Annotated in this window: 22 protein-coding genes; 12 read left to right on the forward strand and 10 right to left on the reverse strand. The window is 61.9% G+C overall.

Annotated features, from left to right (window positions below; translation table 11 throughout):
- Positions 1 to 84: 84 nt before the first annotated feature.
- From BUB04_RS12940 to BUB04_RS12965, 6 genes are all read left to right on the forward strand, one after another.
- Positions 85 to 561: a MarR family winged helix-turn-helix transcriptional regulator gene (locus tag BUB04_RS12940; RefSeq protein ID WP_073040178.1), complete on the forward strand. Its 477-nt coding sequence runs from the start codon at positions 85 to 87 to the stop codon at positions 559 to 561.
- A gap of 59 nt (positions 562 to 620) precedes the next feature.
- Positions 621 to 1,178, forward strand: coding sequence for a DsrE/DsrF/DrsH-like family protein (locus tag BUB04_RS12945; protein ID WP_245795193.1), 558 nt, complete (start codon positions 621 to 623; stop codon positions 1,176 to 1,178).
- A gap of 290 nt (positions 1,179 to 1,468) precedes the next feature.
- On the forward strand, positions 1,469 to 1,711 hold the full coding sequence (locus BUB04_RS12950; RefSeq protein ID WP_073040182.1) for a sulfurtransferase TusA family protein: 243 nt from the start codon (positions 1,469 to 1,471) through the stop codon (positions 1,709 to 1,711).
- Between the two features lie 58 nt (positions 1,712 to 1,769).
- Positions 1,770 to 2,480 (forward strand): respiratory nitrate reductase subunit gamma, encoded by a 711-nt coding sequence (locus tag BUB04_RS12955; protein ID WP_073040184.1) that lies wholly within the window; start codon positions 1,770 to 1,772, stop codon positions 2,478 to 2,480.
- A gap of 2 nt (positions 2,481 to 2,482) precedes the next feature.
- The gene (locus BUB04_RS12960) at positions 2,483 to 3,739 is read left to right on the forward strand and encodes a (Fe-S)-binding protein (protein ID WP_073040186.1); all 1,257 of its coding nucleotides are present in this window, start codon (positions 2,483 to 2,485) and stop codon (positions 3,737 to 3,739) included.
- Between the two features lie 446 nt (positions 3,740 to 4,185).
- On the forward strand, positions 4,186 to 5,451 hold the full coding sequence (locus BUB04_RS12965; RefSeq protein WP_073040188.1) for an OmpP1/FadL family transporter: 1,266 nt from the start codon (positions 4,186 to 4,188) through the stop codon (positions 5,449 to 5,451).
- Positions 5,452 to 5,543: 92 nt separating this feature from the next.
- Here BUB04_RS12965 and BUB04_RS12970 read toward each other — a convergent pair whose 3' ends face one another.
- Complete coding sequence (locus tag BUB04_RS12970; RefSeq protein WP_073040190.1) at positions 5,544 to 6,974, reverse strand: DUF4139 domain-containing protein; 1,431 nt, start codon at positions 6,972 to 6,974, stop codon at positions 5,544 to 5,546.
- Positions 6,947 to 7,285: a hypothetical protein gene (locus BUB04_RS12975; protein ID WP_073040192.1), complete on the reverse strand. Its 339-nt coding sequence runs from the start codon at positions 7,283 to 7,285 to the stop codon at positions 6,947 to 6,949. Before BUB04_RS12975 ends, BUB04_RS12970 begins: the two co-directional genes overlap by 28 nt.
- A 212-nt stretch (positions 7,286 to 7,497) precedes the next feature.
- Between BUB04_RS12975 and BUB04_RS12980 the strand changes: the two genes are divergently transcribed.
- Positions 7,498 to 7,953 (forward strand): alpha-hydroxy-acid oxidizing protein, encoded by a 456-nt coding sequence (locus BUB04_RS12980; protein ID WP_073040194.1) that lies wholly within the window; start codon positions 7,498 to 7,500, stop codon positions 7,951 to 7,953.
- Positions 7,954 to 8,469, forward strand: coding sequence for an alpha-hydroxy acid oxidase (locus tag BUB04_RS12985; RefSeq protein WP_073040196.1), 516 nt, complete (start codon positions 7,954 to 7,956; stop codon positions 8,467 to 8,469). It abuts the gene before it with no gap.
- A gap of 18 nt (positions 8,470 to 8,487) precedes the next feature.
- Here BUB04_RS12985 and BUB04_RS12990 read toward each other — a convergent pair whose 3' ends face one another.
- Positions 8,488 to 10,398: an ATP-dependent helicase gene (locus BUB04_RS12990; RefSeq protein WP_218588452.1), complete on the reverse strand. Its 1,911-nt coding sequence runs from the start codon at positions 10,396 to 10,398 to the stop codon at positions 8,488 to 8,490.
- A 511-nt stretch (positions 10,399 to 10,909) separates the two neighbouring features.
- Here BUB04_RS12990 and gatC point away from each other — a divergent pair.
- The 3 genes from gatC to BUB04_RS13005 all read left to right on the forward strand — a co-directional run bounded on the left by gatC (position 10,910) and on the right by BUB04_RS13005 (position 14,977).
- The gene (gatC, locus tag BUB04_RS12995) at positions 10,910 to 11,200 is read left to right on the forward strand and encodes an Asp-tRNA(Asn)/Glu-tRNA(Gln) amidotransferase subunit GatC (RefSeq protein WP_073040198.1); all 291 of its coding nucleotides are present in this window, start codon (positions 10,910 to 10,912) and stop codon (positions 11,198 to 11,200) included.
- 30 nt (positions 11,201 to 11,230) lie between these two features.
- Complete coding sequence (gatA, locus tag BUB04_RS13000; protein WP_073040200.1) at positions 11,231 to 12,694, forward strand: Asp-tRNA(Asn)/Glu-tRNA(Gln) amidotransferase subunit GatA; 1,464 nt, start codon at positions 11,231 to 11,233, stop codon at positions 12,692 to 12,694.
- A gap of 174 nt (positions 12,695 to 12,868) precedes the next feature.
- A complete protein-coding gene (locus BUB04_RS13005) occupies positions 12,869 to 14,977 on the forward strand; it encodes a flagellar assembly protein A (protein WP_073040202.1) in 2,109 nt (702 codons plus the stop codon).
- Positions 14,978 to 15,017: 40 nt separating this feature from the next.
- On the opposite strand, the gene glgC is transcribed toward BUB04_RS13005, so the two are convergent.
- The 7 genes from glgC to mfd all read right to left on the reverse strand — a co-directional run bounded on the left by glgC (position 15,018) and on the right by mfd (position 24,363).
- A complete protein-coding gene (glgC, locus tag BUB04_RS13010) occupies positions 15,018 to 16,295 on the reverse strand; it encodes a glucose-1-phosphate adenylyltransferase (RefSeq protein ID WP_073040204.1) in 1,278 nt (425 codons plus the stop codon).
- 31 nt (positions 16,296 to 16,326) lie between these two features.
- Positions 16,327 to 16,854, reverse strand: a complete 528-nt coding sequence (locus BUB04_RS13015; RefSeq protein WP_073040206.1) for a peroxiredoxin family protein — start codon at positions 16,852 to 16,854, stop codon at positions 16,327 to 16,329.
- Positions 16,851 to 17,549 (reverse strand): cytochrome c biogenesis protein CcdA, encoded by a 699-nt coding sequence (locus BUB04_RS13020; RefSeq protein ID WP_073040208.1) that lies wholly within the window; start codon positions 17,547 to 17,549, stop codon positions 16,851 to 16,853. The genes BUB04_RS13015 and BUB04_RS13020 overlap by 4 nt, the downstream gene beginning before the upstream one ends.
- Positions 17,536 to 18,336 (reverse strand): DNA repair protein RecO, encoded by an 801-nt coding sequence (recO, locus tag BUB04_RS13025; protein WP_178371988.1) that lies wholly within the window; start codon positions 18,334 to 18,336, stop codon positions 17,536 to 17,538. Before recO ends, BUB04_RS13020 begins: the two co-directional genes overlap by 14 nt.
- 174 nt (positions 18,337 to 18,510) lie before the next feature.
- Entirely contained in the window at positions 18,511 to 19,656 is a 1,146-nt protein-coding gene (locus tag BUB04_RS13030) for a helix-turn-helix domain-containing protein (RefSeq protein ID WP_073040212.1), read from the reverse strand.
- 75 nt (positions 19,657 to 19,731) lie between these two features.
- Positions 19,732 to 20,724, reverse strand: coding sequence for a peptidylprolyl isomerase (locus BUB04_RS13035; protein ID WP_084076477.1), 993 nt, complete (start codon positions 20,722 to 20,724; stop codon positions 19,732 to 19,734).
- Positions 20,725 to 20,799: 75 nt separating this feature from the next.
- Positions 20,800 to 24,363, reverse strand: a complete 3,564-nt coding sequence (gene mfd, locus BUB04_RS13040; protein WP_143156481.1) for a transcription-repair coupling factor — start codon at positions 24,361 to 24,363, stop codon at positions 20,800 to 20,802.
- 177 nt (positions 24,364 to 24,540) lie between these two features.
- On the opposite strand from mfd, the gene selA reads away from it, so the two are divergent.
- Positions 24,541 to 25,977: an L-seryl-tRNA(Sec) selenium transferase gene (gene selA / locus BUB04_RS13045; protein WP_073040215.1), complete on the forward strand. Its 1,437-nt coding sequence runs from the start codon at positions 24,541 to 24,543 to the stop codon at positions 25,975 to 25,977.
- The last annotated feature ends 474 nt before the right edge of the window (positions 25,978 to 26,451 follow it).

Below are 26,451 nucleotides of genomic sequence, written 5' to 3' on the forward strand. Positions count from 1 at the left end.
TTCCTTACGTACGGTTGACCCAGTTTCGCCCATCTCGTTTTTTCCCTTGACGGGGGCCGGCGCGGCGGCTATATAGATCACACTATGAACGAGATGAGGCCCTTCAAAGACGATTTCTTTCGCTACCAGGCCCGGCGCTTCCAGGAACTCATGGCAGAGGTGGTTCAGTGCTGTGAGACGCGCACGGCCTACTTCTCCGAAAAGTTCGGCATTCCCAGCGCCGAGCTGCGCTGCCTCATGCTCTTTCGGGAAGAAAAGTACCTCACGGTGAAGGGCATCGCCCAGAAGCTGGATGTGGCCAAGAGCCGGGTGACCAAGATCGTGAGCGGCCTTCTGGAAAAGGGGCTGGTCACCCGGATCGACGACCCGTCGGACGGCCGCGTGAAGCTCATCAGCCTCACCCGGGAGGGCCGCGCCAAATCGGAGGAGATCGCTTCACTCAGCAGCCGGATGCACGAGATGATCCTCCTGGAGATGGAGCCGGAGGAGCGCAAGATGGTTCTGACGGCCCTGGAGCGGCTGCGCACCAGCATGGAGGCGGTGAAGGAACGGATGATGTGAGCCCCTTTTTTTGATTTGGTGGTTCATAGTATTAACAAAAAATGCGGGAGGACCTTTTCATGAGCACAGAACTGGCGCAGATCGAACAGCAGATCGCCGAGATGAAGGCCCAGCTGGAGGCGCTCCAGAAGAAGAGCCCGTCCAACAAGCTTTCCATGGTGGTCTTCAGCGGGGACCTGGATCGGGCCCTGGCCGCCTTCATCATCGCCACGGGCGCCGTGGCCATGGGCATGGAAGTGGTGATGTTCTTCACCTTCTGGGCCACGCCCATCCTGCGGGATCCCAAGAAGAAGGTGGACGACAAGGACCTCATGGGCAAGATGTTCGGCACCATGCTGCCCAAGGGGGCCTGTTCCGTCAAGCTGTCCAAGATGAACATGGGCGGCATGGGGACGGCCATGATGAAGAACCTCATGAAGCAGAAGAACGTGGCGTCCCTGGATCAGATGATCGAGCTGGCCGGAGAGCTGGGCGTGCAGATCTACGTGTGCGAACTGTCCATGGACCTCATGGGCTTCAAGCGAGAGGAGATGATCGACTATCCGTCCATGGACTTCTGCGGCGTGGCCAAGTTCCTGGAAGAGGCCATGGACAGCCGGGTGCAGCTGTTCATCTAGGAGGCTGTCCGAAAACGTCGCGGATATCTCTTTTCTCGTAGCGCAGCCCTTTAGGGCTGCGGAAGAACCCTCGAACGTTGGATGGACCATCCCGTATTTCCTGTCACTTCATGGAGTTACGATGGCCCTTTCCGCGGGGCTGAGGCCCCGCGGCTACGAAAAGAGGGGCCATAGCCCCGGCTCTTGTCTCGGAGAGACATTGTCGGACAGGCTCCTGGGAAGCAAGCCGAGAAGCCGGAAGGCTTCAGTTAACATGGGAAACCATCCCCATCCCAAAAGGAGGAACCATCATGAGCAACGCCATTCAAGCCGACAAAGTCATGGATCTCAAGGGACTGCCCTGTCCCATGCCGGTGGTCAAGGTGAGCAAGGGAATCAAGGAAGTGGAAGTGGGCCAGATCCTGGAAGCCCAGACCACGGACCCGGGCTCCCTCACCGACTTTCCCGCCTGGGCTCGCACCAGCGGCAACGAGATCGTGGACACGATCCAGGAAAACGGCGTGATCCGCATCTTCATCAAGAGGAACGTCTAACGGGAAGGGGCCCCTTCGGGCCCCGCCTTCCCATGAGGATTCGACAAGGGGGATTCCCGTGCACACGATCTATTACCTGGTTCTCGTCCCCATGGTCTATGCGGCCTTCGCCGTCTTCATCGTGGGTTCGATCGTCCGCATGATCAAGATCCTTCGCACTCCCAAGCATCCCACGACGCTCCAGATCTTTCCCAAGAAGGAACCGGCCTGGCTCCATGCCCTTTCGGACACCTTCCTCATGCCCACGGTGCTCAAACACAACCCGTTGCTGTGGGTTTTCCTGGTTCTCTTCCACGGCGCCGTCCTGCTGCTGGTGATCGGACACCTGGAGCTCTTCAGCGATTTCGCTCTCTTTCAGATCATTCCCCACGAAGTCTTCATCGGAAAGGGCCTGGTCGGACTCACCGCCGCCGTCTCCCTGCTCTACTTTCTCTTCCGGCGCTTCACCTCGCCCGTGCGGGACATCTCGGTGGCCGAGGACTACTACCTGCTCATCCTGCTCTTCCTCACGGTCATCTTCGGAAGCGAAATGGACTGGGCCCGGCGCTGGTACGACTACGACGTGATGGGCGTGGACGCCTACCGCACCTACCTGTGGAGCCTCATCACTTTCCAGCCCCAGGTGCCCGATGAGATTCTCTTTTCCGGACACTCCTTCATGCTGGTGCTCCACGTCTTCTTCGCCAACATCTTCCTCATGGTCTTTCCCTTCAGCAAGATCATGCACACCTTCTTCGCGCTGCCCGTGAACAAACTGAGAAGAGGTTAACCATGGACGCCAAGACGCGTGACGACCTTTTGCAGCTGTTTCAGTCCAAACTGAACCGGGCCATGACCTACTATCTGGAGACGTGCACCCGCTGCGGCGTGTGCACCACCGCCTGTCACGTCTATCAGTCCATGCCCCAGGCCAAGTACATCGCCGCCTATCGTGCGGAAATCGTGCGGCGCATCTACAAGAAATACTTCAAGGGCCAGGGCAAGGTGTGGCCGTCCTACGGCGAGGCCAAGGAACTCACGGAGATGGCCCTGGAGGAGCTCTACGAGGCGGCCTATTCCTGCACGGGATGCCGGCGCTGCATGGTCTATTGCCCCTTCGGCATCGACACCCAGATGATCATGTCCATCGCCAAGCTCCTTCTGGTGGGCGCCCATGCCGAACCGGAAATCCTCACCCTGCTGGCGGACACCTCCATCGAGAAGGGAAAATCCATTGAGTTCTTCAAGGAGGGCTTTCTCCAGGGGGTGAAGAACCTGGAACAGCAGGTGGTGGAAAAGTGGAAGCTGGAGGCGGAGGGAAAGACCGTCATTCCCGTGGACGTGGAGGGCGCCGATCTGCTCTACGTGGCTCTGGCGGGGGCGCACTCCATCATTCCGGCGGCGGCCGTCTTCAACGCGGCGGGCGAAAACTGGACCCTGAGCTTTTTCGAAGCGGTGAATTTCGGCGCCTTCGTGGGCGATCCCACCAAGACCAAGCTCATCCTGGATCGGATCGTCAACGAAGCCAAGCGCCTCAAGGTCAAGGAGGTGTGCATCTGCGAATGCGGCACGGCCTACCGGGTGATGAAGCAGCTTTCCGGCAAGCAGCCCTTTGAAGTCTCCTCCGTCACCGAGGTGCACGCCCGCTACATCCGGGAAGGGCGCATCAAGCTGGACAAGAGCCGCTTCCAGGGGCCCGTCACCTACCACGACCCGTGCCAGATCGCCCGAAACGGCGGGATCCTGGAGGAACCGCGCTACATCCTCCAGCACCTCACCGACGACTACCGGGAGATGGCTCCCGACCCCCGCTACAATTACTGCTGCGGAGGCGGAGGCGGCCTGGTGGCCCTGGGCGAGGAGACGCTGGACTTCCGCATGAAGTCGGCCCGGGTTAAGGCCGAGCAGGTGCAAAAGACCGGGGCGGCCATTCTGGCCACAGCCTGCGAAAACTGCCACACCCAGCTGGAAAACCTGAACCACCATTACAAGCTGGGCATGAACGTGCAGTTTCTCACCTCCATGGTGGCTGATGCTTTGGTGATCTAGAAAAACGATTGTCAGATTCTTCCATCCCCGCGGGATGAGCGGGCGGGGATCAACCCCGCCGCCCCTACCCAGCAGGTTCATTTTCCTTCGCAGGGGCGGGCTTTACGCCCGCCCGCAAGAAGCACACGTTGGGGAGGGACCGTCCCATTCAGGAGCAGCCCCCAAGGGCTTCGCCACGAGACAAACGGCCGTTTTCTCGCCGTCGGCCGAGCTCTTAAAGGGATGGAGACGGCCGGATCCGGATGATGGGCCCGCTGCCGAGGCAGGCGGCCTTTTTTTGAAAGGGGGCACGTGCCAAAAGACACAAAGTCGGCTCGTACCCCCGCCCACAATCCCCAACAAGGAAAGGAGGTGATCCCTGACCAAGGATGCAAAGCGCCTTTCGGCGGCGCTCGGAACCCCGCCGGAACATCCCTTAACAGATCGATTGGAAGGAGAGAGTTGAGATGAAAAGAACGTTTTCCATTGTCTTTTTACTGTTTCTTTTAGGGGCCTTGGCCGCGCCCCCGGCGCAGGCCACCAACGGAGACAACCTCATCGCCGTGGGCCCCGTTTCCCGCGCCATGGGCGGCGTGGGCGTGGCGGCACCCCAGGACGCCATCGGCGCGGTCTTCGTGAACCCGGCGGCCATGTGCTTCGGGCCCTACTGCCCCGCATCGGAAGTGAATTTCGGCGGCACGCTCTTCATGCCCAAGGTGGACACCAAGATCAGCTTTCCCAACACCCCCTCCGCCAACGTCTCTTCGGACGGCGAGGAAAAGGTCTATCCCATCCCCGCCATCGGCCTCTCGGTGCCCCTGACCGACAAGCCCCCCTTCTGGCGGTTCGGCCTTTCGGCCTACGGCGTCTCGGGTCTGGGCGTGGACTACAAGGGCAAGGCCGTGGACCGGGGTAATCCCTACTTCGGCGGATACCCCTATGCTTCCGGCGTCTACACGGAGCTGGCCATCATGAAGTTCGCACCGGCCATCGCCTTCCAGCCCTTCGAAAAGCTCTCCTTCGGGGCGGCCCTCCACGTGGACTACGCCACCCTGGATCTCCGGGCGGGTTCGTCCACCGGCTACGGGCTGGGCGTGCAGCTGGGCGCCATCTACAAGGCCAGCGACACCTGGTCCTTCGGCCTGAGCTACACCTCACCTCAAAACGTGAACCACGACGATGTGGCCGACTTCGACCAGGACGGCACCCTGGATCGGCTCAAGCTGGAATCGCCCCACCAGGTGGCCTTCGGCGTGGCCTATCAGCCCACCAACAAGTTCCTGGTGGAAGCGGACGTGAAGTGGCTCAACTGGTCCAACGCCAACGGGTATGAAGACTTCGACTGGAACGACCAATGGGTTTTCGCGGTGGGCGCCCAGTACAAGGTGCATCCCAAGCTGACCCTTCGGGTGGGCTACAACTACGCGGAAAACCCGGTGAAGGAGCACAACGGGTTCAACGGTCAGGAAGTGGTTTCCGTCCAGGGGAAATCCATGATGAAATATTATTACGAAACCTTCCGGATCGTGGGCTTCCCGGCCGTGGTGGAACACCATGTGACCTTCGGCGTGGGCTATGACTTCTCCCCGCGCTTTTCCGTGCACGCGGGCTATGTCCACGCTTTTGAAAAGACCATCAAGGAATCGGGAACCGACATCACCGGCCAGCCGGTCAACCTGGAATCCTCCCTGAGCGAAAACAGCCTGGATTTCGGCTTCACGTGGCGGTTCTAAGCATTGAAGGAACGGTGTCCGGCTTCCCAGCCCGTGGGGGCGAAAGATCTTTCGCCCCTACACACAAAGAACTCCCCGTCACGTCCCATCGGCTACCCTGACCGGGTGTCCATTTCGATTTCGTAGGTGACGCGCACCACCCCCTGGGGGGGCACCTCCACGGGGATCCGCAGGAGTCCAGCGCTCACCTTCTCCCAGCGGTGGCTGGACCGGAGCACCTGCCAGCGGCCCGGCACCTGTTCATCCAGTTCCACCGTTTCCGGCCGGGCCTTGCCGCTTTGCACCTCCAGCTCCCACGTGCACCGGGTGGTGTGCTGGGAAATCCGCTGAAAGTCCGTGAGACGGCGGCGCACCTGCACGTCGAAGGAGCGACCGAAGTGGAGTTTCATGGTCGCCCCTTCCGGGGTGTGTCCGATCCGATCTTCGCCCAGGGGCACCCGGGCCCCCGCGTCGGTGACCATGGCCCCCTGGACCACCCCGGCGGGAAGGGGCTTTCCCAGGCCGTTGGACGCTTCGTTTTTGATTTCCAAGAAAACATCCACCGGCTGCGGCCGGCTTTCTTCGGCCCCTCTCCAGCTCCCGTAAAAGGCCGCGTTTCCCGTGCTCACCAGTCGCTTCTTCACCAGGATCGCAGCCCCCCGAACCAGGGGCAGGCGAAGCCGCTCCCCGTCCCGAAGATCCACCGGATCACCCAACCGGTAGAGGTGATATTCGAGGACCGGGGCTTCCTCCACGGGGGCCGCCTTCAGGCGCATGGGGGCCGCCGCCATTTCCATGACATCGTCATCCCGGCGGCTTCGAACCCTTTGGAGATCCCCCGCCAGCAGCACCACCCGGGCACCGGAAAGGTCCGAGCCGCTTGCGTTTTGAACCAGCACATCCCCGGCCAGGTGTGCTTTCTCCGAATCCGCCTCCAAAGTGAGAACGTACAGGGCCTTCCAGCCGAAGCCGCCCGCCTCGTAGGTTCGTTCCACATCCAGTTCCACGGGGGAGGATCCGAGATTTTCCACGTTCCAGAACACGCGCGGCTCCCCGTCCAGGCCATCGGGAACCTCCGGGAACAGAACGGCTTCCACGTCGCCCGCCCAGACCCCTTCGTCCAACAAAAAGACAGGCTCCCCGCCTCCTCCGGCATCCAGCACCCGGGCGCTCTTGATCACCCGCGCGTTCTGGGCACCGCGCGGGTCAAAGAGCACGACTTGCACGTCCTTGCCCTCGTATTCCCGAAGCAGATTGGCCCGGTTGATCGGCCGGTACCGGAAGACGAGACCAAGATCACGGACGCCGGACTCCGGGGAGGGCAGGCGAAGTTCCACCGTTTCCGGGCGCACGGTCCGCAGGAAGCCGTTGAGACTGATCGTCCGCCTGCCGGGATCGACTCGGACGGTCATTCGTTCCCTCACCCACGCCCCGTCGGAAGGCGTGATCGTGAGCGCGCGCTCCACGGCCGAGGCCGGCTGTGGGGCCGCCATCCCAAGGCCCAAAAGAGCCGTCATCAGGAACCGGAAGATTCTTCCTCCCATGTCCTGTTCCTCCATGCCTCGAGGGTTTGCAGCAAGTGCTCCCAGGCCGAGCGCGTCCCCAGCAGGCGGGCGTGCTTCAGGGCCCCGTCGATTTTCTGCAGATCATTGATTCGTTGACTGACCGATTCCATCTCCCGCCACAGGGCGTCCAGGGAATCGTCCGTCGCCACGCCGCTCAATTTCACTTCGTGGGCGCCTTCCAGCTGGCGGCGCAGGGCCTCCAGGCGCCGGCACAGGGCCTCACGGCACTCTCTTTGGGTCACGTGGCCCCCGGGCTCTCCCGTTTCCTGGCCGCAGAAAGGGCAAATCACGGTGATAACGACCTCCTTCGCCGGCGAAAGGGCAAAACGCGGGAACACATGGGGACCAAAAGCGTTCCCCTCGGCCAATGCGTGTCTTCTGCGTACCACACTTTCGAAGGCACGGGGAAGCCTTGCCGTGAGGGAGCGGAAAGGTCAAGATAGCTTGAGTGTGGCGGGGAACCGCGAATGGACCCAATCAACGTGAACGAAGGATCATCCGGATGACAGGGAGGAAGAGCATGGGCCTGGCCGACATCTACACCCGGGGCGAAGCGGCCCTGAGGCAAAAGGAGATCGGATTCTTTCTGGACGGCGTGGAGACGGAATTCATCCTGGAAAACGACCGGCGGGTTCTGGACCGCTACACCTTTCGTCAGCAGTGCATCGACGCGGTGAAGGCGGACACGCGCTGCCGCATTCTGGGCGTGGATCTGGCCACTCCCGTCGTCATGTCCGCCATGACCATGCCCATCCCGTCCATGGGAGAAGACGCCCTGGAGCAGGTGGCCCGGGGACTCAAGAACGCCGGGAGCCTCATGTGGACGGGAACCCCCATCCCCCAGAACCTGGCCCGTCTCGCCGCCCTGGTTCCCTTGGCCGCCAACGTGAAACCTTTCAGCGATCGAAAGAAGATGTTCGAGGCCGTCGAGGCCGTGCAGGAGGAAGGGGTGCACTAGGTGGGGATTGAGATCGATTCCGGCCAGGGCACCAAGGTGAGGGACCGTCAGATGGCCAAGGACTGCTCCCCGCTCCAATCCAAGGAGCTTCGGGAGATCCGCGCCATGGTGGACCGGCCCCTGATCTTCAAGGGGATCCTGAGCGCCGTGGATGCCGTGAAGGCGGTGGATGCAGGGGCCGACGCCATCGTGGTGTCCAACCACGGCGCACACACCCTGGACTACCTGCCTCATCCCCTGCAGGTAATGGATGAGATCGTAGCGGCGGTGGGGGGGCATACGGTGATCTGCGTGGACGGAGGCTTCCGCAGGGGGAGCGATGTTTTGAAAGGGTTGGCTTTCGGCGCCCGGTTGGTGGGCCTGGGAAGACCCATCCTGTACGGCCTGGCGGCCGACGGGGAAAGGGGCGTCCAGGCGGTTATCGAGGAAATCACGGGCGAGCTGAAACGTCTCATGACCATGACCAACACACCCACGCCCGCCCATGCGGGAAAGCACCTGCTTGTGGCATTTTAGGGGCCCACGGGACCGACCCTACCAGGAGCGGTGGCGGACGTGTTCCTCGGGAAGTTCCGCCAGAAAGCGGCTGGGCCGCACCAGGTCGCCTTTGCGCGCCTTGGCATGGGAGAGATAGAGCTGCTTTTCCGCCCGGGTCATGGCCACATAAAGCAGCCGCCGTTCCTCCTCCAACCCCGGCGCGTCTTCTTCCCCTTCCGCCCCGACGCCGGAGCCGCCCCGGGGAGACGCCCCCAGGGAGCGCCAGTGGGGAAGGAGCCCCTCCTCCAGCCCGATCACGAAGACCGCCTCGAACTCCAGGCCCTTGGCCCCGTGGAAGGTGGAAAGGCGAACGCCGTAGCCGTCGTCGCCGTCGTCCTGCTCTTCCGTGACCAGGGCGCACTCTTCCAGGTAGGTTTCCAGGTCTGGGGCCTGGGAGGCGGCGTGGAGCATCTGCTGGATGTTTTCCATGCGGGCCGTGAAGTCGTCCTCGTCCGTACTGATTTGCCGAAGATACGCTTCATAGCCGCATGCCTCCACCACCCGCTGCAGGGCGGAGGCGGGAGGCAGCCCGCGCAGCTCCTCCAGGAGGTCCAAAAATTCCCTGAGGGACCGGGCGGCCTTCTTGGAAAGGAGGCCGCGTTCCAGTGCACGCCGGCACTTTTCCCGTAAAGGCGTGCCCGATCCCCCGATGGCGAAGATCTTTTTCAGCGTCCCCGTCCCCAGGCCCCGTTTGGGCACATTGAGAATCTGTTCCAACGACACGTCGTCCCGGGGGTTGACGGCACAGAGGAGATAGGCGTTGAGATCCCGGACTTCCCGGCGCTCGAAAAAGCCGCGCCCTCCCATCATTTTGTAGGGAACGCCTCGACGACGCATGGCCTGTTCCAAGACCATGGAGCAGAATCTGGTGCGGTAGAGAACCGCCATACGATCCAGGGGAATCCCCCGGGTTTCATGGAGATTGCGGCAGGTGTCCGCCACCCAGAGCGCTTCCTGTTCATCGCTCAAAAATTCTCGGACCTCCACCGGTTCTCCGTCCCGCCGGCTGAAGCACTTCTTTTCCAGCCGATGGGCATTGTGGGCGATGAGGGCTTCGGCCGCCGCCACGATGGGCCGGGTGGAACGGTAGTTTTCTTCCAGCCTCACTACGTGGGCGTTGGGATAGGTCTTGGGGAAGTGGATGAAGTGGGAGGGGTCGGCGCCCCGGAACTGGTAGATGCTCTGGTAGTCGTCTCCCACCACGGTGAGGTTCCCGTCGCGCACCAGAAGATCCATGATCCGGCATTGGACGGCGTTGGAATCCTGAAATTCATCCACCAGAACGTAGTCGAAAAGATGGCGGCATCTTTCCCGAACGGCCTCGTTTCGGGCCAGCAGGTCCCGGGTAAGCCCCAGAATGTCATCGAAGTCCACGGCATTGTGCTGGGCGAGGATCTCGTTGTAGAGCTCCAGGGCCTCCAGGCGCCTGGGGATCCGGTTCGCCTGGGCCAGATAGCCCCGGGGATCCTCGGAATTCTTGGCCCGGGAGATGGCACTTCGCAGCGGTGCCAGATACTTGGAATCCAGGTCCAGTTGGGCCAGGACTTTTTTGAGGGTCACCTTCTGCTGGTATTCGGAATGGATGGTGAGGGGCCGCCGGTAGCCCAATTCTTCGCAATATTCCTTGAGAATCTGGAAGCAGGCGCTGTGGAAGGTTCGGACCCAGGGGAAGTCCTGGGGCGGGCGGCCGGTGATCTGCCGCAGCCGGGATTTCATCTCCTCGGCCGCCTTGTTGGTGAAGGTGATGGCGAGAATCCTCCGAGGATCGTATCCCAGGTCGCCGACCAGGTAGGCGATCTTGGCGGTGAGGGTTCGGGTCTTGCCGCTGCCGGCCCCGGCTGTCACCAAAACCGGGCGACCGAGACTTTCCACTGCTTCCCGCTGGGCTGCAGACAGTGAGATCCGCACGGACACTCCTTTGTTTTTCCGATCCAGGTCGTTTTGCAAAGGCGCCTTTTATGGCAGGTGAGGCCCCGGCCGTCAAGGGCGGGATATGCACAAGAAAGGCTTGTACTTTGTGCTGCATTGGATATATTGTCTTGACAAAACACCTTCCCAGACCCTTCGGCCGTTACCTCCCGAGGGGAGTCAGGAGGGGGAATGGACGGTGGTCCATTCCCCCTCTTGATTTGTATAGAAGCCGCCCTTGAGCGGCCGTTCGGCTCTGTGTTAGTGTCGCCCACGGGCTCCTTCCCCAGCCAGGGCTGTGAGGACCCCCGCGTGGCGTGGCGCAACAACAGAATGTTCCTGGCAAGGCTTGCCACCCGACATGGCTGAAAGAGACGGAAGTCGATGACAACGTAAGGATGCAACGGGCTTTCAGGAAGCAGGCCACCGTGGGGGCCAAGGAAGATTCGCCCCTACGCACCAGGTGCATGGACGGTACAAGGTCGCATTTCGTACAAAAAAGGACGGAATCATGAAGGAGAAGATCACCCGCGAAGAGGTGCGGCACGTGGCGGATCTGGCGCGCCTGGATCTGAACCCGGACGAAGAGGTCCAGATGACCCAGCAGCTGAATGCCATCCTGGACTACATGGAAAAACTCAACGAAGTGGACACCTCGCAGGTGGAACCCACCACCCATGCGGTGGAACGAGCCAACGTCTTTCGGGAGGACGTGGTGGGCCCATCCCTGCAACGGGACAGCGCCCTGGCCAACGCCCCCCAAACGGACGGAGTCCATTTCGTGGTGCCCAAGGTCATCTAGGAAACGCCCACGCGAGGAGAGAGAAGATCCATGGCGGGTTTGCATGAGCTGACCATTCACGAGACGAGGGGTGCGCTGCTGCGTAAGGAAGCGAGCGTCACGGAAGTGGTGACGGCCTATCTGGAGCGCATCGAAGAGTTGGACAAGAGCCTCAACAGCTACCTGACCGTGCTGGCCGACCAGGCCCTGGAGCAAGCGCGCGCTTACGATTCCGGAACCCTGCCGCTGCAGGATAAGCCCTTGGGCGGGGTCCCCCTGGCTCTCAAGGACGTGCTCTGTACCCAGGGAGTGCGCACCACCTGCGGGTCCCGAATCCTGGAAAACTTCATCCCCCCTTTCGACGCCACCGCCGTGGCGCGCCTCAAGGAAAACGGAGCCATCCTGCTGGGGAAGACCAACATGGACGAGTTCGCCATGGGATCGTCCAATGAGAATTCCGCCTACGGTCCCGTCCGCAATCCCTGGGACATGGAACGGGTTCCGGGAGGCTCCAGCGGAGGATCGGCGGCGGCCGTGGCCGCCGATCTGTGCGCCGGCGCCCTGGGAACCGACACGGGCGGATCCATCCGTCAGCCTGCGTCCTTTTGCGGCGTGGTGGGCATGAAACCCACCTACGGCCGGGTGTCGCGCTACGGGCTGGTGGCCTTCGCGTCGTCCCTGGACCAGATCGGCCCCATTACCAAGGACGTCCGGGATGCGGCGCTGCTGCTTCAGGTCGTCGCCGGCCACGACCCCCGGGACTCCACCTGCCTGGAACAGCCGGTGGGGGACCTGCAGGCGCGCCTGGACGAGCCCATCCGCGGCATGACCTTGGGAATTCCCAAGGAATACTTCGTGGAAGGGATGGACCCGGAAGTGGCCCGGGCCATGGAAGAGGCCTTCGCGGTCTTTCGGGACCTGGGGGCGCGCCTGGTGGAGATCTCCCTTCCCCACACCGATTACGGGGTGGCCGCCTACTACATCATCGCCCCCGCCGAGGCCAGTTCCAACCTGGCCCGATACGACGGGGTCAAATACGGATTTCGAAAACAGGAAGCCCGGGATCTTCTGACCATGTACCGGGAAAGCCGGAACCTGGGGTTCGGCGCCGAGGTGAAACGACGCATCATGTTGGGAACCTACAGCCTTTCGGCGGGCTATTACGACGCCTACTACCGAAAGGCCTCGCAGGTGCGCACCCTGATCAAACAGGACTTCATCCAAGCCTTTGATAATTGTGACGCTATCATCGCACCGGTCGTCCCCACGCCGGCCTTCAAGATAGGCGAAAAGACCCAGGACCCGCTCCAGATGTATTTGAGCGATGTTCTGACACTGCCGGCAAGCCTCGCGGGAATTCCGGGGATTTCCGTACCCTGCGGCCACACCTCCGGCGGCCTTCCCGTGGGGTTGCAAGTCTTGGGTCCCCACTTCGGCGAAGCCGTGGTCCTTCAGCTGGCCCATAACTTCGAAAAAAACACAGACCATGGAAATAAGAAACCTTCTTTCCCTTAAACATGTCGTCAAATACTTGACATCGACGACGTGATCCGTGTACATTCGGCGCGGCTGGTGAGGGCGCCTAACCAGCCGCAAAGACTTGGCAATGGGGACAACGCAAGCGGCAAGGCCCTGCGGCCCCAGAAGGCCCGAAGATCTTCCCTTCCCACCCCTTTCGTGGGAGCCGCCATGACCCTTTATGAAAGGATCGGTGACCAGGACCAGGTTCTTTTGCTGGGCAAGCTCGCCATCAAGTATGGACTGGCAACCCCTGAGCAGGTGCGCGAAGCTCTGGCCCTTCAAAAGCGACTGGCCACAGACGGTCACCAGCGGCACCTGGGCGACATCCTGGTGGAGAAGGGGGTGTTGACCCCGTCCCAGTGCCAGGCCCTGATTCGGATCCAGCAGTTTCTTTCCTTTCGCCAGAAGGAACGACCCTTTCTCGATTTCGCCATCTCCAAAGGATACATCCTGCCCCGGGATGAAAAGCTCGCTCTCAAGAAACAGATGGAGCTGTTCCGGAGGGAGCGCCGCGTGGTGCCCGTCGGGCAGGTGCTGGTGCAGGAAGGGGTTCTGGACCAGAGTGCTCTTGAAAAGGTTCAACTGGAGCACCGGAGGGGACTGGAAACCGCCGGTCCGCCCGGAGAACCCCTGAAGGAAGATGCCCAGGAGGCGCCGACCAGAGACGCAAAGCCGAAGGCCGTCCCCCCCTCGATCATCGAGGAGTTGGAGAAGTTTTTCGAGATTCGGATCAGTCAGGACAAGCTGGAAGTTGTTCTCACCTGGTCGCAACGACCGCAAGTGGCCATGGATCGAGACCGCCTCGAGGCCTTGATCCGCAGCCGGGGGATCCGGGCGGGAATCGTGGATCTGGAGCCCATCGTGAAGGCCCTGAAAGGCCGCACGGCCCCCAAGGGCTCGCTGCGAATCGCGCAGGGCAGACCACCCGAGCCTGGACGGGACGCTACGGTCAAATACTTTTTCGAGACGGACCCCCTGCAAGTGGGGCGCATCAAGGAGGGGGGGGCCATGGATTTTCGAGACCGAGGCCAGATCCCCCAGGTGCAGGAAGGAACGCTTCTCGCCGAAAGGATCCCTCCCCAGCCCGGGAAACCCGGCGTGGATATCTATGGAGATCCGGTGCCTCCCCCCAAGCCCATGGACGTGACGCTCCGATGTGGGGTGGGGGCGGCCCGCTCGGAAGACGGCACCAAGGTGTTTGCCAAGAGCGCGGGACGACCGCTGGTGACGGCCGACGGCAAGATTTCGGTCTATCCGGAGCTGGAAATCCCCGGGGATGTGGATCTCGCCACGGGTCACGTGATCTTCGACGGTCACGTGCATATCGCCGGGACCGTCACGCCGGGATTCCGCGTCAAGGCGGCATCCGTTTCGGCCAAGGAAGTGCATCAAGGGGAGGTGGTGGCGACGGGTCACGTGGTCATCACGGGCGGGATCATCGGCGGCCGGGTAATCAGCGGTGGTCATGTGAAGGCCCGGCACATGACGGGAAGCCGCGTCCGGGCCGCCGGCGACGTGGTGGTGGAATCGAGCGTGGTGGATTCCGTCATTGAGACTTCGGGCTCGTTCTATGCCAGCAGCGGCAGCATTCTTTCCACGGACATTGTGGCCTTTGAATGCATCGATGCCCTGAACATCGGTTCGGAAAAATCGCGCGGTTGTCGCCTGACCATCGGAGAAGATCCCATATTTGAAGAGAAGCTGGGGGTCCTTCGAGACCAGTTGGCGGGTTTCAAGAAGAAGTCCGAGCGGCTGAGAAACGCCGAATCCAGGCTTCGGGAAGCAGTCGACAAGGTCGAATTGCAGATCGGTATCGTCGTCCAGAGGCAGGACCAAATGAACGCGGAACTGCGCCAGCTGGAGGAGATGCTTTCCGCCAATCCCGACAGCCCAGACACCGTTTTGGAAGAAGAGAAAAAGAGTTTGCAAAAGGAGATGACCGAGGCGGAGGAAGCGCTGGAGGCGTTATTCGCCAAGGTGGAAACCATTAAGAAGAAGGTCAAGCGGCTGCGGGAAAGGCAGAACGAGCTGCGCGGCCTCTATGCGAACCATCACGAAGAGTACCAAGCCCTCGTGGAATGGATGAAGGCGCGGGCCGCCAATCCGTGCATCAAGGTGCGGGGCAACATCGCCGCCGGTTCGACCATCAAGGCCCCCGCCTCCCAATGGAAACTCCCGGAAACTTTGGGTCGGAGCCTGATCCGGGAGATGTCGGTCAAGGATCCCGTGCGAGGCGTTTCGGTCAAACGTCTGGTTCCTCGTCCTTTGGAGGAGTGATCTGGAGGAACCCGCAGGCCGCCCGTCGCAAATCCTTACGCTACGCCCTGGGAAAGGTTCCTCTCGGCACCACGGTAATCCCCCGCGGCGTCACCACAAAGTGCTTGCGATCCTCCGCCGGGTTCAAGCCGATTTGGGTGTCCGGCGGGATCACGTTATCCTTGTCGATGATGGCCTTTTTGATCCGGCAACGCCGCCCCACCTCCACGTTGTCCATCACCACCGATTCGTCCACTTCCGCCCAACTATTGACGATGACATTGTAGGACAAGACGGAATTTCGCACCACGCCCCCGCTGATGATACACCCGTGGGGCACCACCGAATCCAGGGCCGTTCCCACCCGCTGTTTTTCCGAACCATGCCGGGCGAAGACGAACTTGGCGGGAGGCACCTGCCGGGTGAGGCCCCGGATGGGCCACCGGCGCCCGTAAAGGTTGAAAAAGGGGTTGAGCCCGGTCAGATCCATATTGGCATTCCAGTAGGCGTCCAGGCTGCCCACGTCGCGCCAGTAGGAAGAATCGCGAGTGGGGTCTTCCCGCTGGAAGCGATAGCCCACCGAAGGAACATAGACGGGCACGTCGTCCTTGATGTGATTGTAGCGCCGGTAGGGATAGGCGTAGGCGTTGCCCTCCCGCACCAGCCAGGGGATGATGTCCCTCCCGAAGTCCTCGTACCGGCTTTCCTTGAGCACGCGCAAAAGGACTTCCGTGCGGAAGAGGTAGATTCCCATGGAAGCCAGGCTCTTTCGGGGGTCGTCGGGCATGGGGGTGGGATCCGCAGGCTTTTCCTGGAAGCCGCAGATTTTCAAGTCCGCATCCACCTGGGCGATGCCGAAGGCGGAGGCCGTGGCCCGGTCCACTTCCAGAAGGCTCACGGTCACGTCCGCATCCTTTTCCTCGTGGAACCGGCGAAAGATGCCGTAATCCATCTTATAGACGTGGTCGCCGGACAGAATCAGCACATGCTTCGGCCGTTCCCTCTCGATCAGATACAAGTTCTGGCGCACCGAATCGGCCGTCCCACGGTACCAGTCCTCGCCCAGGCGCTGCTGGGGAGCCACGATCCTCAGGAAGTGGCCCAGCGCCCCCGAGAAGATGTTCCAGCCGTCCTCCAGGTGATCCACCAGGGACTGGGACTTGTACTGGGTGAAGACGAGGATCTTGTAGAGCTGGGAATTGACGCAGTTGCTCAAGGGAATGTCGATCAGACGGTAGATGCCTCCGAAAGGAACGGCCGGCTTGCAGCGGTCGCGCGTCAAAGGCAGCAGCCTTTCGCCTCTCCCCCCCGCCATGATGATGGTCAGCACGTCCTTCATGATTCACCTTCGATAGCGGGCACTCGGTGCCTCAGTTCACGTACCGATCCATATCCCCGGGCAGCTGATGGTCCCGATAGACCACCTTGCCTTCCTTGTCCACGATCACAAAAAGAGGAATCCCCTGGACCCGGTAGGCTTGCGTGACGGCGCTGTTGCCGTCGTAGAGCACCTTGAAGGGCATGGGATGGGCTTTCTGATAGCGCTTCACCTTGGTGAAGGATTCCCCGGAACCCACATTGATGGCCAGGATCTCCAGCCGGTCGTCGGCGATCTCCCGTCTCAGCTTGGCCACCTCGGGCTTGACCGACCGGCACGCAGGACACCAAATGGCCCAGAAGTAGAGCAGCACCGGCCTTTTTCCCAGATAGTCGCTCAGGCGCACCCGGGTTCCGTCCACGGCGGGGAGCTCAAAATCGGCCGCTTCGGCGGTGCCTCCCGCACCTATAAGGCCCATCACCTTGTCCATCATGGACTGAGCCGGGGCCGCGGCACAAAGGGCGGCCACCAGAACCGCCGCCAGCACGACCGCCGTTGCCGATCGAAACTCTTTCCTCATATCCACATCTCCCCTGCTTTCACGAAAAAGTATTCGGATGCAATCAACATAAGCACGGCAAAACCCCTCTGCACCCTTTTGAGCCACACGCCCGACCTGGGCAGGGAGGCCAGCACGCCGGTGAAGGTCCCCACCACAATCACCAGACTGCCCATACCATAGGCAAAGACGAAGAGCATCATGCCCCCCCAGAGGACACTCTTGCCCGTGGCCACGAGGGTGAGGAGCACCCCGAGAATCGGGGTGGTGCACGGACTGATCACCAGGGCCGAAGCCCCCCCCACCAGGATGCTGCTCAGCACCTCATAACCCGGCACACAGCGCACCTGAACACGGCTGAGAAAGGCCGGCACCGGCATGGGGATGACTTCCAGCATGGCCAGGCAACAGAGGAGACAGATGTTGCCCACCACCAGGTAGATCCACGGGTTCATGGTGAGGGAGCCGAACATGCGCCCCGTGGCCGCGGCCAGAAATCCCAGCAGCGAATAGACGATGGCGATCCCCAGCACATAGAAAGAAGACAAAATAAGCCCCTTGTATCGGCTCCCCTGAGCCCGACTGCCCACAAAGGCCACGGTGATGGGCAGCATGGGATAGGTGCAGGGAGTAAACCCGGCCAAGACCCCGCCGCCGAAGGCCAAAAGAAGCGCCAGCCAGGGATTGGAGGTGGCTATGGATTCAAATTGATTCATCCATTCCACGGTGGTTCCTTTCCTTTTGCGGGAGCGGCACAGCTCCCGGCGGATTCAAGATTTTCATGCACCGGAGTCTCCGCCCGCTCTGATGTTCCATCCACGTGGCCATGGCTCGGACAAGGGCCCGGGCGGCGTCTTTTCGAAAGCGCATCCTCCAGAGCTTTTCGGGCGGAGCCGCTGCGGCCAGGCGCATGAGCAGGACGGATCCCCTGTCCAGCGAAACGCTCTCCGATGGCTGCAGCCCGTGCTCGGAGCACAAGAGGAGGCCCCGCGGAAGATTCCAGATCCAGCCCTGCCCCCGTTCCAACCCTTTTCCGCACTGGGAACACCGTTCCAGGGCGGGCATGTTTCCGGAGAGCACCACCAGCCGAAGCAGGAACAGCGCCGTCACATTCCAGGGATCCCGATCGCTGCCCAACCGCTCCAAGCCCCGGCGAAGGAGATGGAACAGCTCGGGCTGGTTCAATCCTTCGGGACTCATCCTCAAGACGGCCTCGCACAGCAGGCATGCATGGCCCCAGCGGAAGAAGTCGGAACGGAGAGGTTCATGAAGCTCCAGCAGCTTGCAACCTTCCACCCAGAACAATCCCCGACGCACCCTGTAGGACAGGTGCACCACGCTGCCGGTCTCCAGGCTGTTCACGAATCGCTTGCGGCTTCGTCGCGCTCCCTTGGCGATCCCCCGAACCAGGCCCGCTTCCAGGGTATAGAAACTCACTATGCGATCCGATTCGCCGTAATCGGAGGCATGCAGTACGATGGCTTCCGTCTCGACTGTTTTCATGAATCCCATGGCCGTTCCCAAGCCGGAGGATGCCGATTGGGGGATTGGGAACACGCGCCTCCCAGCGTCGGGTACGGCCCGGGGCTCTGTTGCGTGATAAGCGGTTCCCGGCGGAAAGATCCAGGGACGGAAGAGCGGATCAGACGAGCGTCTTTCACGGGCCAGGCACGTCTTTCAGGGCTCGGGCATGAACCTGGGATTGGGCAGCTTGACGCGGACCACCTCGCCCCTCTGCCCCAGGGGCTTCAAGGGCTTGTCATCCCAGAAGACGCGGATGCCGCCCGCGTTGCCGACCCACAGGCGGAGGGTTTCCTGCGCAGAGAAGACCCTTTCTTCACCCGGTTTCATGAGCCAGCTCTCAGACGCAGCTCCGTCCACCCGAACCTGCACCCAGGATTCTTCAGCGGCCACGATGCGCACCGTGTGCTTTCCCGCCCGGGACTCTTCTGCCTCCGCCCCGGTTTCCGGTTCCGCCGTCTTTTGCAGTTCGGGCACTGCAACCTGCGGTTCCCCGGCAGATTCATCCGTCGGCGGGACCACTCCGCCGGATTCCGGTTCCATGGCAACCGGAACCGCATCCCCGGCCGGGAGAACCGGCGAGCTTGCCTGGTCCAACGGGGTCTCGTCGGACCTTCCTGCCGGGGTTGCACCGTCTTCCGGAGAAGGAACGGGCGAGATGGGCTCCCGGTTCTCCCCGTCTTCCCCCACTGTTGTCTCTTCGATCTTGGGCACGGAAACGGCGATCGGTGATCCAGCCCCAGGAGCGGGCGCCTCCGCTTCCTTGGACCGCCCCGGCTCTTCGTCCGGGCTGACGGCTTCCGGAGGCCCCCCCGTTTTCGGAGCGGATTTTCCGGTCGCCAGGTCGGTTGGCAGGTCCTGTTGGCTCGGAACCGTCGGTGACTCCGACAAGGAAGCCGCCTTTTTCTGCTGATATCCCGGCCACCAGAGGGCCCAGCCGGCGGCCAGAACCGCCACCACCGCGAAAAGGGCGAGAACCCCGAAAAAGAATTTCCCCCGGGATGGGGCCGACTTCATCCACCCCTCAAAGCGCCGCAGCCGGTCCCTTTCGTCGTCGTACTGGTGGATTTCGGTTCCGTATTCTTCCAGAATGGGGCGCGGGTCGATACCAAGGGCCTCACAGTAGGTCCTCAGGAAGCCCCGAATCAGCAGGGGCGTCCCGATCACTTCCAGCTCCCCCTCTTCGATGGCGCGCAGCACCTTCACACTGATCCGAGTATGCCGGGATACGGCATCCAGGGTCAGTTGCTGCCTTTTCCGCTCACCTTCAAGAAAGGCACCGATCTCCCGCATCGCCTCCATGGGCAAACCGCCTTTCCTTTCGTGGCAACCTCATGATTGGCTGATCATTCCCCGTCCACCCCCCGTAGCCTTAGGTCAGGACCCCTCCGAGGGCGGCGCCAGGTGCACCTGGATGAAGGACTTGGCCTCCAACTCCCGGATCCACTTCTCGTATTTCTTGTTCACTTCCTGTTGGAACAGCTCCTGCCGGGCCTTCTCGCGCAGTCTCTCATCCACGCTCTTCAAGTCCGTCCTCTGCACATCCAGAAGCTTCACGATATAGAATCCCGCTGACGACTCCACCACTTGACTCACGCCTCCCACTTCCAGATCCCGCGTGACGCGTTCCAGGGGGCCTGCCAGGTCTTTGGCCTTGATGTAGCCGATGTCGCCTCCCTGGTCCGCCCCGGGCCCCTGCGAATAGGCCCGGGCCAGGCCGGCAAAGTCCGCACCGTCCCGGATCTTGGCCAGGATCTCTTCCGCCTTCTGGCGGGCCGCCGCCCGTTGGGTCGCGTCCGCTCCAGCCGGGAGGAAGATCACGGCCAGCCGTCTCTTTTCCTCCGGATCGTTTCGCTGGTCCCTCAGATAGGCGTCCACCTGATCTTCGGTGATGACGGTCTTGGATTTCAGAACTCGCTCGATGAGCCGGGCCCGTTCCATATCTTCCCGAATCTTTGCTTTGAGCTGCTCCAGTGTCCGCCCCTCCCGTCGGAGCATCTCGGCCAGTTGCTCGTCATCGAGCCCGTTGGCCTCCTTGATGCGCTCCAAGGCCCCTTCCACCTCCCGCTCGCTCACGGAGATCTTGAGCCGGGCCACTTCCTGGGCCGTGAGCTTCTCGCGGATCATTTGTCGAAGAACTTCCGTTTTGAGAAGATCCATCTGGGCGGCGGCGACGGACGCCAGACTCTGCCCCGACATCTGCGCGATGGCCTTGACCCGCTCTTCCAGCTCGCTGTTGAGAATGATGTCGTCATTGACGACCGCCACGATCCAGTCCACCGGTTTTGCGCCGGCCTTGCCCATCAGTCCCAAGCACAGAAGAACCATCAGCGCGCAGGCAAACCCATGTGGAGAGAATAATCTTTTCATCTTGGGGAAATCCTTTCTCAACGTCGGGAGGGTTCCCCGCCGAAGTTCAGGCCGGGGCCGGGCAAGTTTTTAAAATCACTCACTAACCTGCTTGTCAGACCTGATGTCCCTACCATGTTCCACCAATACTTGCAAGATCCTTTTCAGCTTGGCCGCGGCGGCCAGACCGCCCCGTGACGCCATTTCGACCACCAGCTTGCGATCCCCCTCCAGACGCGCGAAGCACTTGAGTTCATTCAGTTGCCCCTGAACAGGCGCGATGTTTACCGGGTCCGCAAAGGTGAACCGGAAGACCTCCGGGTCGCCGTCCAGCCGCGCCACCCGCAGCTGCTGCATCATGAGGCGCATGCGGGCGAGCAGCAGCAGGGTCTTGGCTTCGTCGGGCAGAGGGCCGTAGCGGTCCCGCCATTCCCGCGCGGTGTCGTCGATGTCTTCCTGGCTCCTGGAGCTGGAAAGGCGCTTGTAGGCCACCAGCCGCTGATCCGCATCGGGAATGTAGGCGGTGGGCAGGTAGGCCGCCACGGGAATGTTGATTTCCGGGTCCAAGGGGGACTCTTCGGGTTCTTCGCCCTTGAGGCGCCGCACCGTCTCTTCCAGGAGTTCCAGGTAGAGCTCGTAGCCCACGGCGCTGATGTGCCCCGACTGGGCGGACCCCAGGATCGCACCGCCGCCTCGGATCTGCAGGTCGTTCAGGGCGATCTTGAATCCCGAGCCCAGCTCGCTGAAATCCATGAGGGCCCGCAGCCGCTTCTGAGCGTCCCGGGTGACCAGATGTTCCCCGGGAATGAGCAAGTAGGCGTAGGCCTGTTCGGAGGACCGGCCCACCCGGCCCCGGAGCTGGTAGATTTGGGCCAGGCCCATCTTGTCCGCCCGGTTGATGATGATGGTGTTGGCGGCGGGAATGTCCAGCCCAGACTCAATGATGGTGGTGCACACCAGCACGTCCACCTTTCGGTTGACGAAGTCCATCATCACCTTTTCCAACTCCCGCTCCCGCATCTGGCCGTGGGCCACTCCCACGCGGGCTTCCGGAACCAGTGCGCGGATCCGGGCCGCCATCTTCAGGATGGACTGGACATGGTTGTGGACGAAGAAGACCTGGCCGCCTCTGCGCAACTCCCGATGAATGGCTTCCCGAATGGTGAATTCGTCGTACTTGCACACCGACGTCTCCACGGCCTTCCGGTCCTGAGGCGGAGTTTCGATGGTGCTCAGATCCCGAATGCCGGAAAGGGCCATGTGCAAGGTGCGGGGAATGGGCGTGGCCGTGAGGGTGAGCACATCCACGGAAACCCTCAGTTCCTTGAGCCGCTCTTTGTGGCGGACGCCGAACCGCTGCTCTTCGTCCACGATGAGCAGGCCCAGGTCTTTGAATTCCACGTCCTTCTGGAGGAGCCGGTGGGTACCGATCACGATGTCCAACGTCCCGGAGCGCAGCCGTTCCAGGATCTCTTTTTGCTGGGCCGGCGTTCGGAAACGGCTGAGCACATCCACCGTGACCGGGAAATCCTTAAGGCGCTCGGAAAAGGTGGCGTAGTGCTGTTCCGCCAAAACCGTGGTGGGCACCAGCATGGCCACCTGTTTGCCGTCCAGGACGGCCTTGAAGGCGGCCCGTAGCGCCACCTCCGTCTTGCCGTACCCCACGTCCCCGCAGATCAGGCGGTCCATGGGCCGGGGGGAACACATGTCCTGGAGCACATCCTCGATGGCCCGCATCTGGTCGGGTGTCTCGTCGTAGGCGAAACGGGCTTCGAATTCCCGGTAGTAGTTGTCCGGCGGGCTGAAGGCGGTGCCCTCCCGGACATGGCGGAGGGCATAGATCCTGAGCAGTTCCCGGGCCACCTTCTCGGCCGACTCCCGGGCCTTTTTCTTGGCGTTTTCCCAGGACTTTCCGCCCAGCTTGTCCACCCGGGGTTCCTGGCCTTCCACCCCCAGGTATTTCTGGACCTTGTGCAGCTTGTCCACGGGCACGTAGAGACGGTCCCCGTCCTGGTACTCCAGGTGCAGGAAGTCGCTTTCCATGCCCCCGGCCTTCAAATGGACCAAGCCTTTATACACCCCGATGCCGTGGTCCACGTGGACCACGAGATCCCCCACATGGAGATCCTGGAAGGAACTGATGAAGACCCCGGCCAGGGGCTTGGCACCCCGACGCCGCCAGGGCCTCTTGCCGAACACTTCCGATTCGGCCACAAGGGCCAGACGCTGGGCCGGCCAGACGAATCCCGCCCGAAGGGGGCCCACGGAAAGGTGGAGTTCCCGGCCTTCCGGATCCGCACCTTGCCCCACGTCCGAACCCCGCATGGCCCCTTTCACGTCCAGTCCGTAGTTGGCCAAAAGGTCCTTGAGGCGCACCGCCCGTTCCTTGGCATCGCAAACCACCACCGTGGCCAGGCCCTCCTCCTGCCATTGAAGCAGGCGCCGAGCCAGCGGCTCCAGAAGCCGCTCGCGCCTGGGATGGCTCTGGATGGCCAGCTTCAGGTCCTCTTGGCCGTGCACCCCCACGTTCAGGTGGACCGCCGCCCGATCCCGTTCCGTGACGGCGTTGACCCACACGTTCTGGAACCTAGCACTTCCCTCTTCCACCGCCTCCGGTTCCAGGAAGAGTTCCCGGGCCGGCCGGCGCCACTGATCGGGATCCTCGCGGGATTCCCACTCCCAGAGGGTCTGGCTGTACGTCTCATGGAGGCTCTTGCGGATCTCGCCCAGATCGGACCAGATCACCAGGGCATTGGAAGGAAGGTAGTCGAAAAAGGAAACCAGCTCGTCGTAGAAGGCGGAAAGGACGGGCTCGAAGGCCGCCAGCTGATGGCCTTCCTCCAGCTTCTCCATCCACATGTTGGCCACGGAGGGGCTCAGCCGTCCGGAGCTGATTTCGCCGAGGAGGACTTCCCGGGCGCGGGCCTTGGCCTCAGCGTCCAGGACGATCTCGCTGGCCGGCAGCAGGAGCACCTCCTCCAGCGCCGCCAAAGACCGCTGGGTGCCGGGATGAAAGATCCGAATGGCATCCAGTTCCGAGCCGAAAAATTCCAGCCGCAGGGGCCACGGATAGAGCGGAGCGTACACGTCCACCACGTCGCCGCGCCGGCTGAAATCCCCGTATTCCTCCACCATGGGAACGGGATAGTAGCCACGGACCACCAGACGGCGACACAGGGCGTCCACATCGATCTCTTCCCGGAGCACCCGGTATTCGATTTCCCGGTTCAGGACCTGCGCCGGCATGAGTCTTTCCAGAACCGCCAGGGCCGAAGCCACCACGATGGGAGGCTCTCCACCATGGCGGAGAGCCCAAAGGGTCTCCAAGCGTCGGGCCACTCCTTCCATCTTTCCCAGCACCTGAGCCCTGTGGCCGGATCGGGACGGGAAAACGCGCACCCTTTGGGAGAAGGGGTCCGCGGGCCGGATCCTGTCCCCCCGGAAGTATCGGATTTCTTCCGCCAGCGCCTCGGCTTCCTTGTCGGTGGTGGTGAGCACCACCACGGGCCTCTTGATCTGATCCGGAAGGCGGGCCGCCCACAGGGCCAAGGCTTGCAGCGGCAGACCGGCCAGGGATACCGGTGAGCGCCCTTCGTCGAGGATTTCCCGGAGCCGGGGGATCGTGACGGAACTTTCCGCGCCGAATGAGGAAATCGGCAAGGGATTGCCTGCGTTGTTCAATTGCAAAGTGTCGTGCCACCTCCTGCCTCAAATGTCCCGTGCACCTTAATCCCGAATCCCTCTCAGGGCAAGATGCACGGCGCCCGGGTGCTGGACTTCCCGAAGACGTGGACTATAATGGCCGGGTTCTCAAAACGACACGGGGAAAGGCGGACCATGGAATCGACCGGCAGGGCAGGCAAGCAGGACCTTCTGAGGCGGCTCCCCAGCGTGGATGAAATCCTGAAACAACCCGCGATTGCGGAAGCGCTGGAACGGATTCCTCGAAAGCTCCTATTGGAAAGCATCCGGGAAGCGTTGGACATCCAGAGGCGCCGCATTCTGGCCGAACAGGCAGGGGAGGAATCCTTTTCCCTGGACGTCCGGTGGTTGGCCTCGGAAGCCGTACGGTTGGCCGAAAAGAAGAACGAGTTCACACTCCGCCCGGTGGTGAACGCCACGGGCATCGTGGTGCACACGAACCTGGGCCGATCCCTGCTGGCTATGGAAGCCCTGGAAAGACTCCAGGAGGTGTGCCGAGCCTACAACAACCTGGAATACGACCTGGCCGCCGGCAGAAGAGGATCCCGCTACGTGCACGCCGAAGCCGTCCTGCGGGAGATCACCGGGGCCGAAGCCGCCCTGGTGGTGAACAACAACGCGGCGGCCGTCTTTTTGGTGCTCAACACCCTGGCCAAGGGCCGCGAAGTCATCGTCTCCCGGGGCCAACTGGTGGAAATCGGAGGATCCTTTCGGATCCCCGATGTGATGGCCGCCAGCGGGGCCGTCCTGCGCGAGGTGGGATGCACCAACCGAACCCATCTGCGCGACTATGAGCAGGCCATCACGGAACAGACCGCCTTGCTCATGAAGGTGCATTGCAGCAACTACCGGGTAATCGGCTTCACGGCGGAAGTGCCGTTGGAGGACATGGCCCGGCTGGCCCACAGCCGGGGCCTGTTGGCCGTAGAAGACCTGGGAAGTGGCTCCCTGGTGGACGTCTCCCCCTTCGGGCTGCCGGAAGAACCCACGGCCCAACAGGCGCTCAAGGCCGGGGCGGACGTGGTGACCTTCAGCGGCGACAAGCTCCTGGGAGGCCCCCAGGCGGGCATCATCCTGGGGCGCCGGGACGTCATCGACCGTTGCAAAAAGAATCCACTCACGCGGGCCCTTCGCGTGGACAAGATGACCCTGGCGGCCCTGGAAGCCACCTTGCGCCTCTATCGGGACGAGCGCCGGGCCTTCGCGGCCGTCCCGACGCTGCGAATGATCGCCACGCCCCTGGAAACGCTCCGGGAAAGGGCGGAAGAGCTGGCCCGGTTGATCCGAACCTGCCCCGGCGCCCAAAGGCTTTCCGTCCAGGTGGAAAGGAACGTTTCCCAGGTGGGCGGCGGATCACTTCCGGAAAGGGATCTTCCCACCTACGTGGTCTCCATTCGGTCCGCCACGTGGAGTGCCGCCCGGTTGGAACAGGCCCTTCGCCATCACACAATCCCCGTCATCGGACGGATCGAATCGGACCGCTACCTGCTGGATGTTCGCACCCTGCAGCCGGGAGACACCCAGATCATCGCGGAGGCTTTTCAAGCCCTTCTGGCCGATACGAAGAGTTAGGAGTTTGTTCGAAAACTCCGCCACCCGTCACTCCCGCGCAAGCGGGCGTCCATAGTTTCCCGGAAATCCTGGATCCCCGCTTTCGCGGGGATGACGGATGGAGACAAAACGAGGCAAAGAACCCATTGTCGGACAACCCCTTAGCCCAAGTTTGTCATCTATATGCTGCATAGTGCGACATTGTACCGATTTTGCTCATCTAACTATCTGAAAGGTCGTTGATGAGGCCCCGAAAATTCGGTGTAGTGGTAGAAAATAGACGGCCAGCATTGACTCGCCTTCCCTCCTCATGCTAATGTCCTGCTACTATGTTCATTCGACGAGTCAGAAAAAAAGATCACCAAACGGGAACCACCTACTTCTACCACCAGTTGGTCGAGTCCTACAGGACTCCCAAGGGGCCTAGGAGCTTGTCCGAGAATTGATACACATGAGATGTTAATCTCATATGCATACGCTATTTGTACTTGACAG

Source organism: Desulfacinum infernum DSM 9756 (assembly GCF_900129305.1).
Classification (GTDB): domain Bacteria; phylum Desulfobacterota; class Syntrophobacteria; order Syntrophobacterales; family DSM-9756; genus Desulfacinum; species Desulfacinum infernum.

Bases quoted from the DNA above. Each gene is read 5' to 3' on its own strand.
- BUB04_RS12940 (WP_073040178.1), top strand. From the start codon at position 85: ATGAACGAGATGAGGCCCTTCAAAGACGATTTCTTTCGCTACCAGGCC.
- BUB04_RS12945 (WP_245795193.1), top strand. From the start codon at position 621: ATGAGCACAGAACTGGCGCAGATCGAACAGCAGATCGCCGAGATGAAG.
- BUB04_RS12950 (WP_073040182.1), top strand. From the start codon at position 1,469: ATGAGCAACGCCATTCAAGCCGACAAAGTCATGGATCTCAAGGGACTG.
- BUB04_RS12960 (WP_073040186.1), top strand. From the start codon at position 2,483: ATGGACGCCAAGACGCGTGACGACCTTTTGCAGCTGTTTCAGTCCAAA.
- BUB04_RS12965 (WP_073040188.1), top strand. From the start codon at position 4,186: ATGAAAAGAACGTTTTCCATTGTCTTTTTACTGTTTCTTTTAGGGGCC.
- BUB04_RS12970 (WP_073040190.1), bottom strand. From the start codon at position 6,974: ATGGGAGGAAGAATCTTCCGGTTCCTGATGACGGCTCTTTTGGGCCTT.
- BUB04_RS12980 (WP_073040194.1), top strand. From the start codon at position 7,498: ATGACAGGGAGGAAGAGCATGGGCCTGGCCGACATCTACACCCGGGGC.
- gatC (WP_073040198.1), top strand. From the start codon at position 10,910: ATGAAGGAGAAGATCACCCGCGAAGAGGTGCGGCACGTGGCGGATCTG.
- gatA (WP_073040200.1), top strand. From the start codon at position 11,231: ATGGCGGGTTTGCATGAGCTGACCATTCACGAGACGAGGGGTGCGCTG.
- BUB04_RS13005 (WP_073040202.1), top strand. From the start codon at position 12,869: ATGACCCTTTATGAAAGGATCGGTGACCAGGACCAGGTTCTTTTGCTG.
- glgC (WP_073040204.1), bottom strand. From the start codon at position 16,295: ATGAAGGACGTGCTGACCATCATCATGGCGGGGGGGAGAGGCGAAAGG.
- BUB04_RS13015 (WP_073040206.1), bottom strand. From the start codon at position 16,854: ATGAGGAAAGAGTTTCGATCGGCAACGGCGGTCGTGCTGGCGGCGGTT.
- BUB04_RS13020 (WP_073040208.1), bottom strand. From the start codon at position 17,549: ATGAATCAATTTGAATCCATAGCCACCTCCAATCCCTGGCTGGCGCTT.
- recO (WP_178371988.1), bottom strand. From the start codon at position 18,336: ATGAAAACAGTCGAGACGGAAGCCATCGTACTGCATGCCTCCGATTAC.
- BUB04_RS13030 (WP_073040212.1), bottom strand. From the start codon at position 19,656: ATGGAGGCGATGCGGGAGATCGGTGCCTTTCTTGAAGGTGAGCGGAAA.
- BUB04_RS13035 (WP_084076477.1), bottom strand. From the start codon at position 20,724: ATGAAAAGATTATTCTCTCCACATGGGTTTGCCTGCGCGCTGATGGTT.
- selA (WP_073040215.1), top strand. From the start codon at position 24,541: ATGGAATCGACCGGCAGGGCAGGCAAGCAGGACCTTCTGAGGCGGCTC.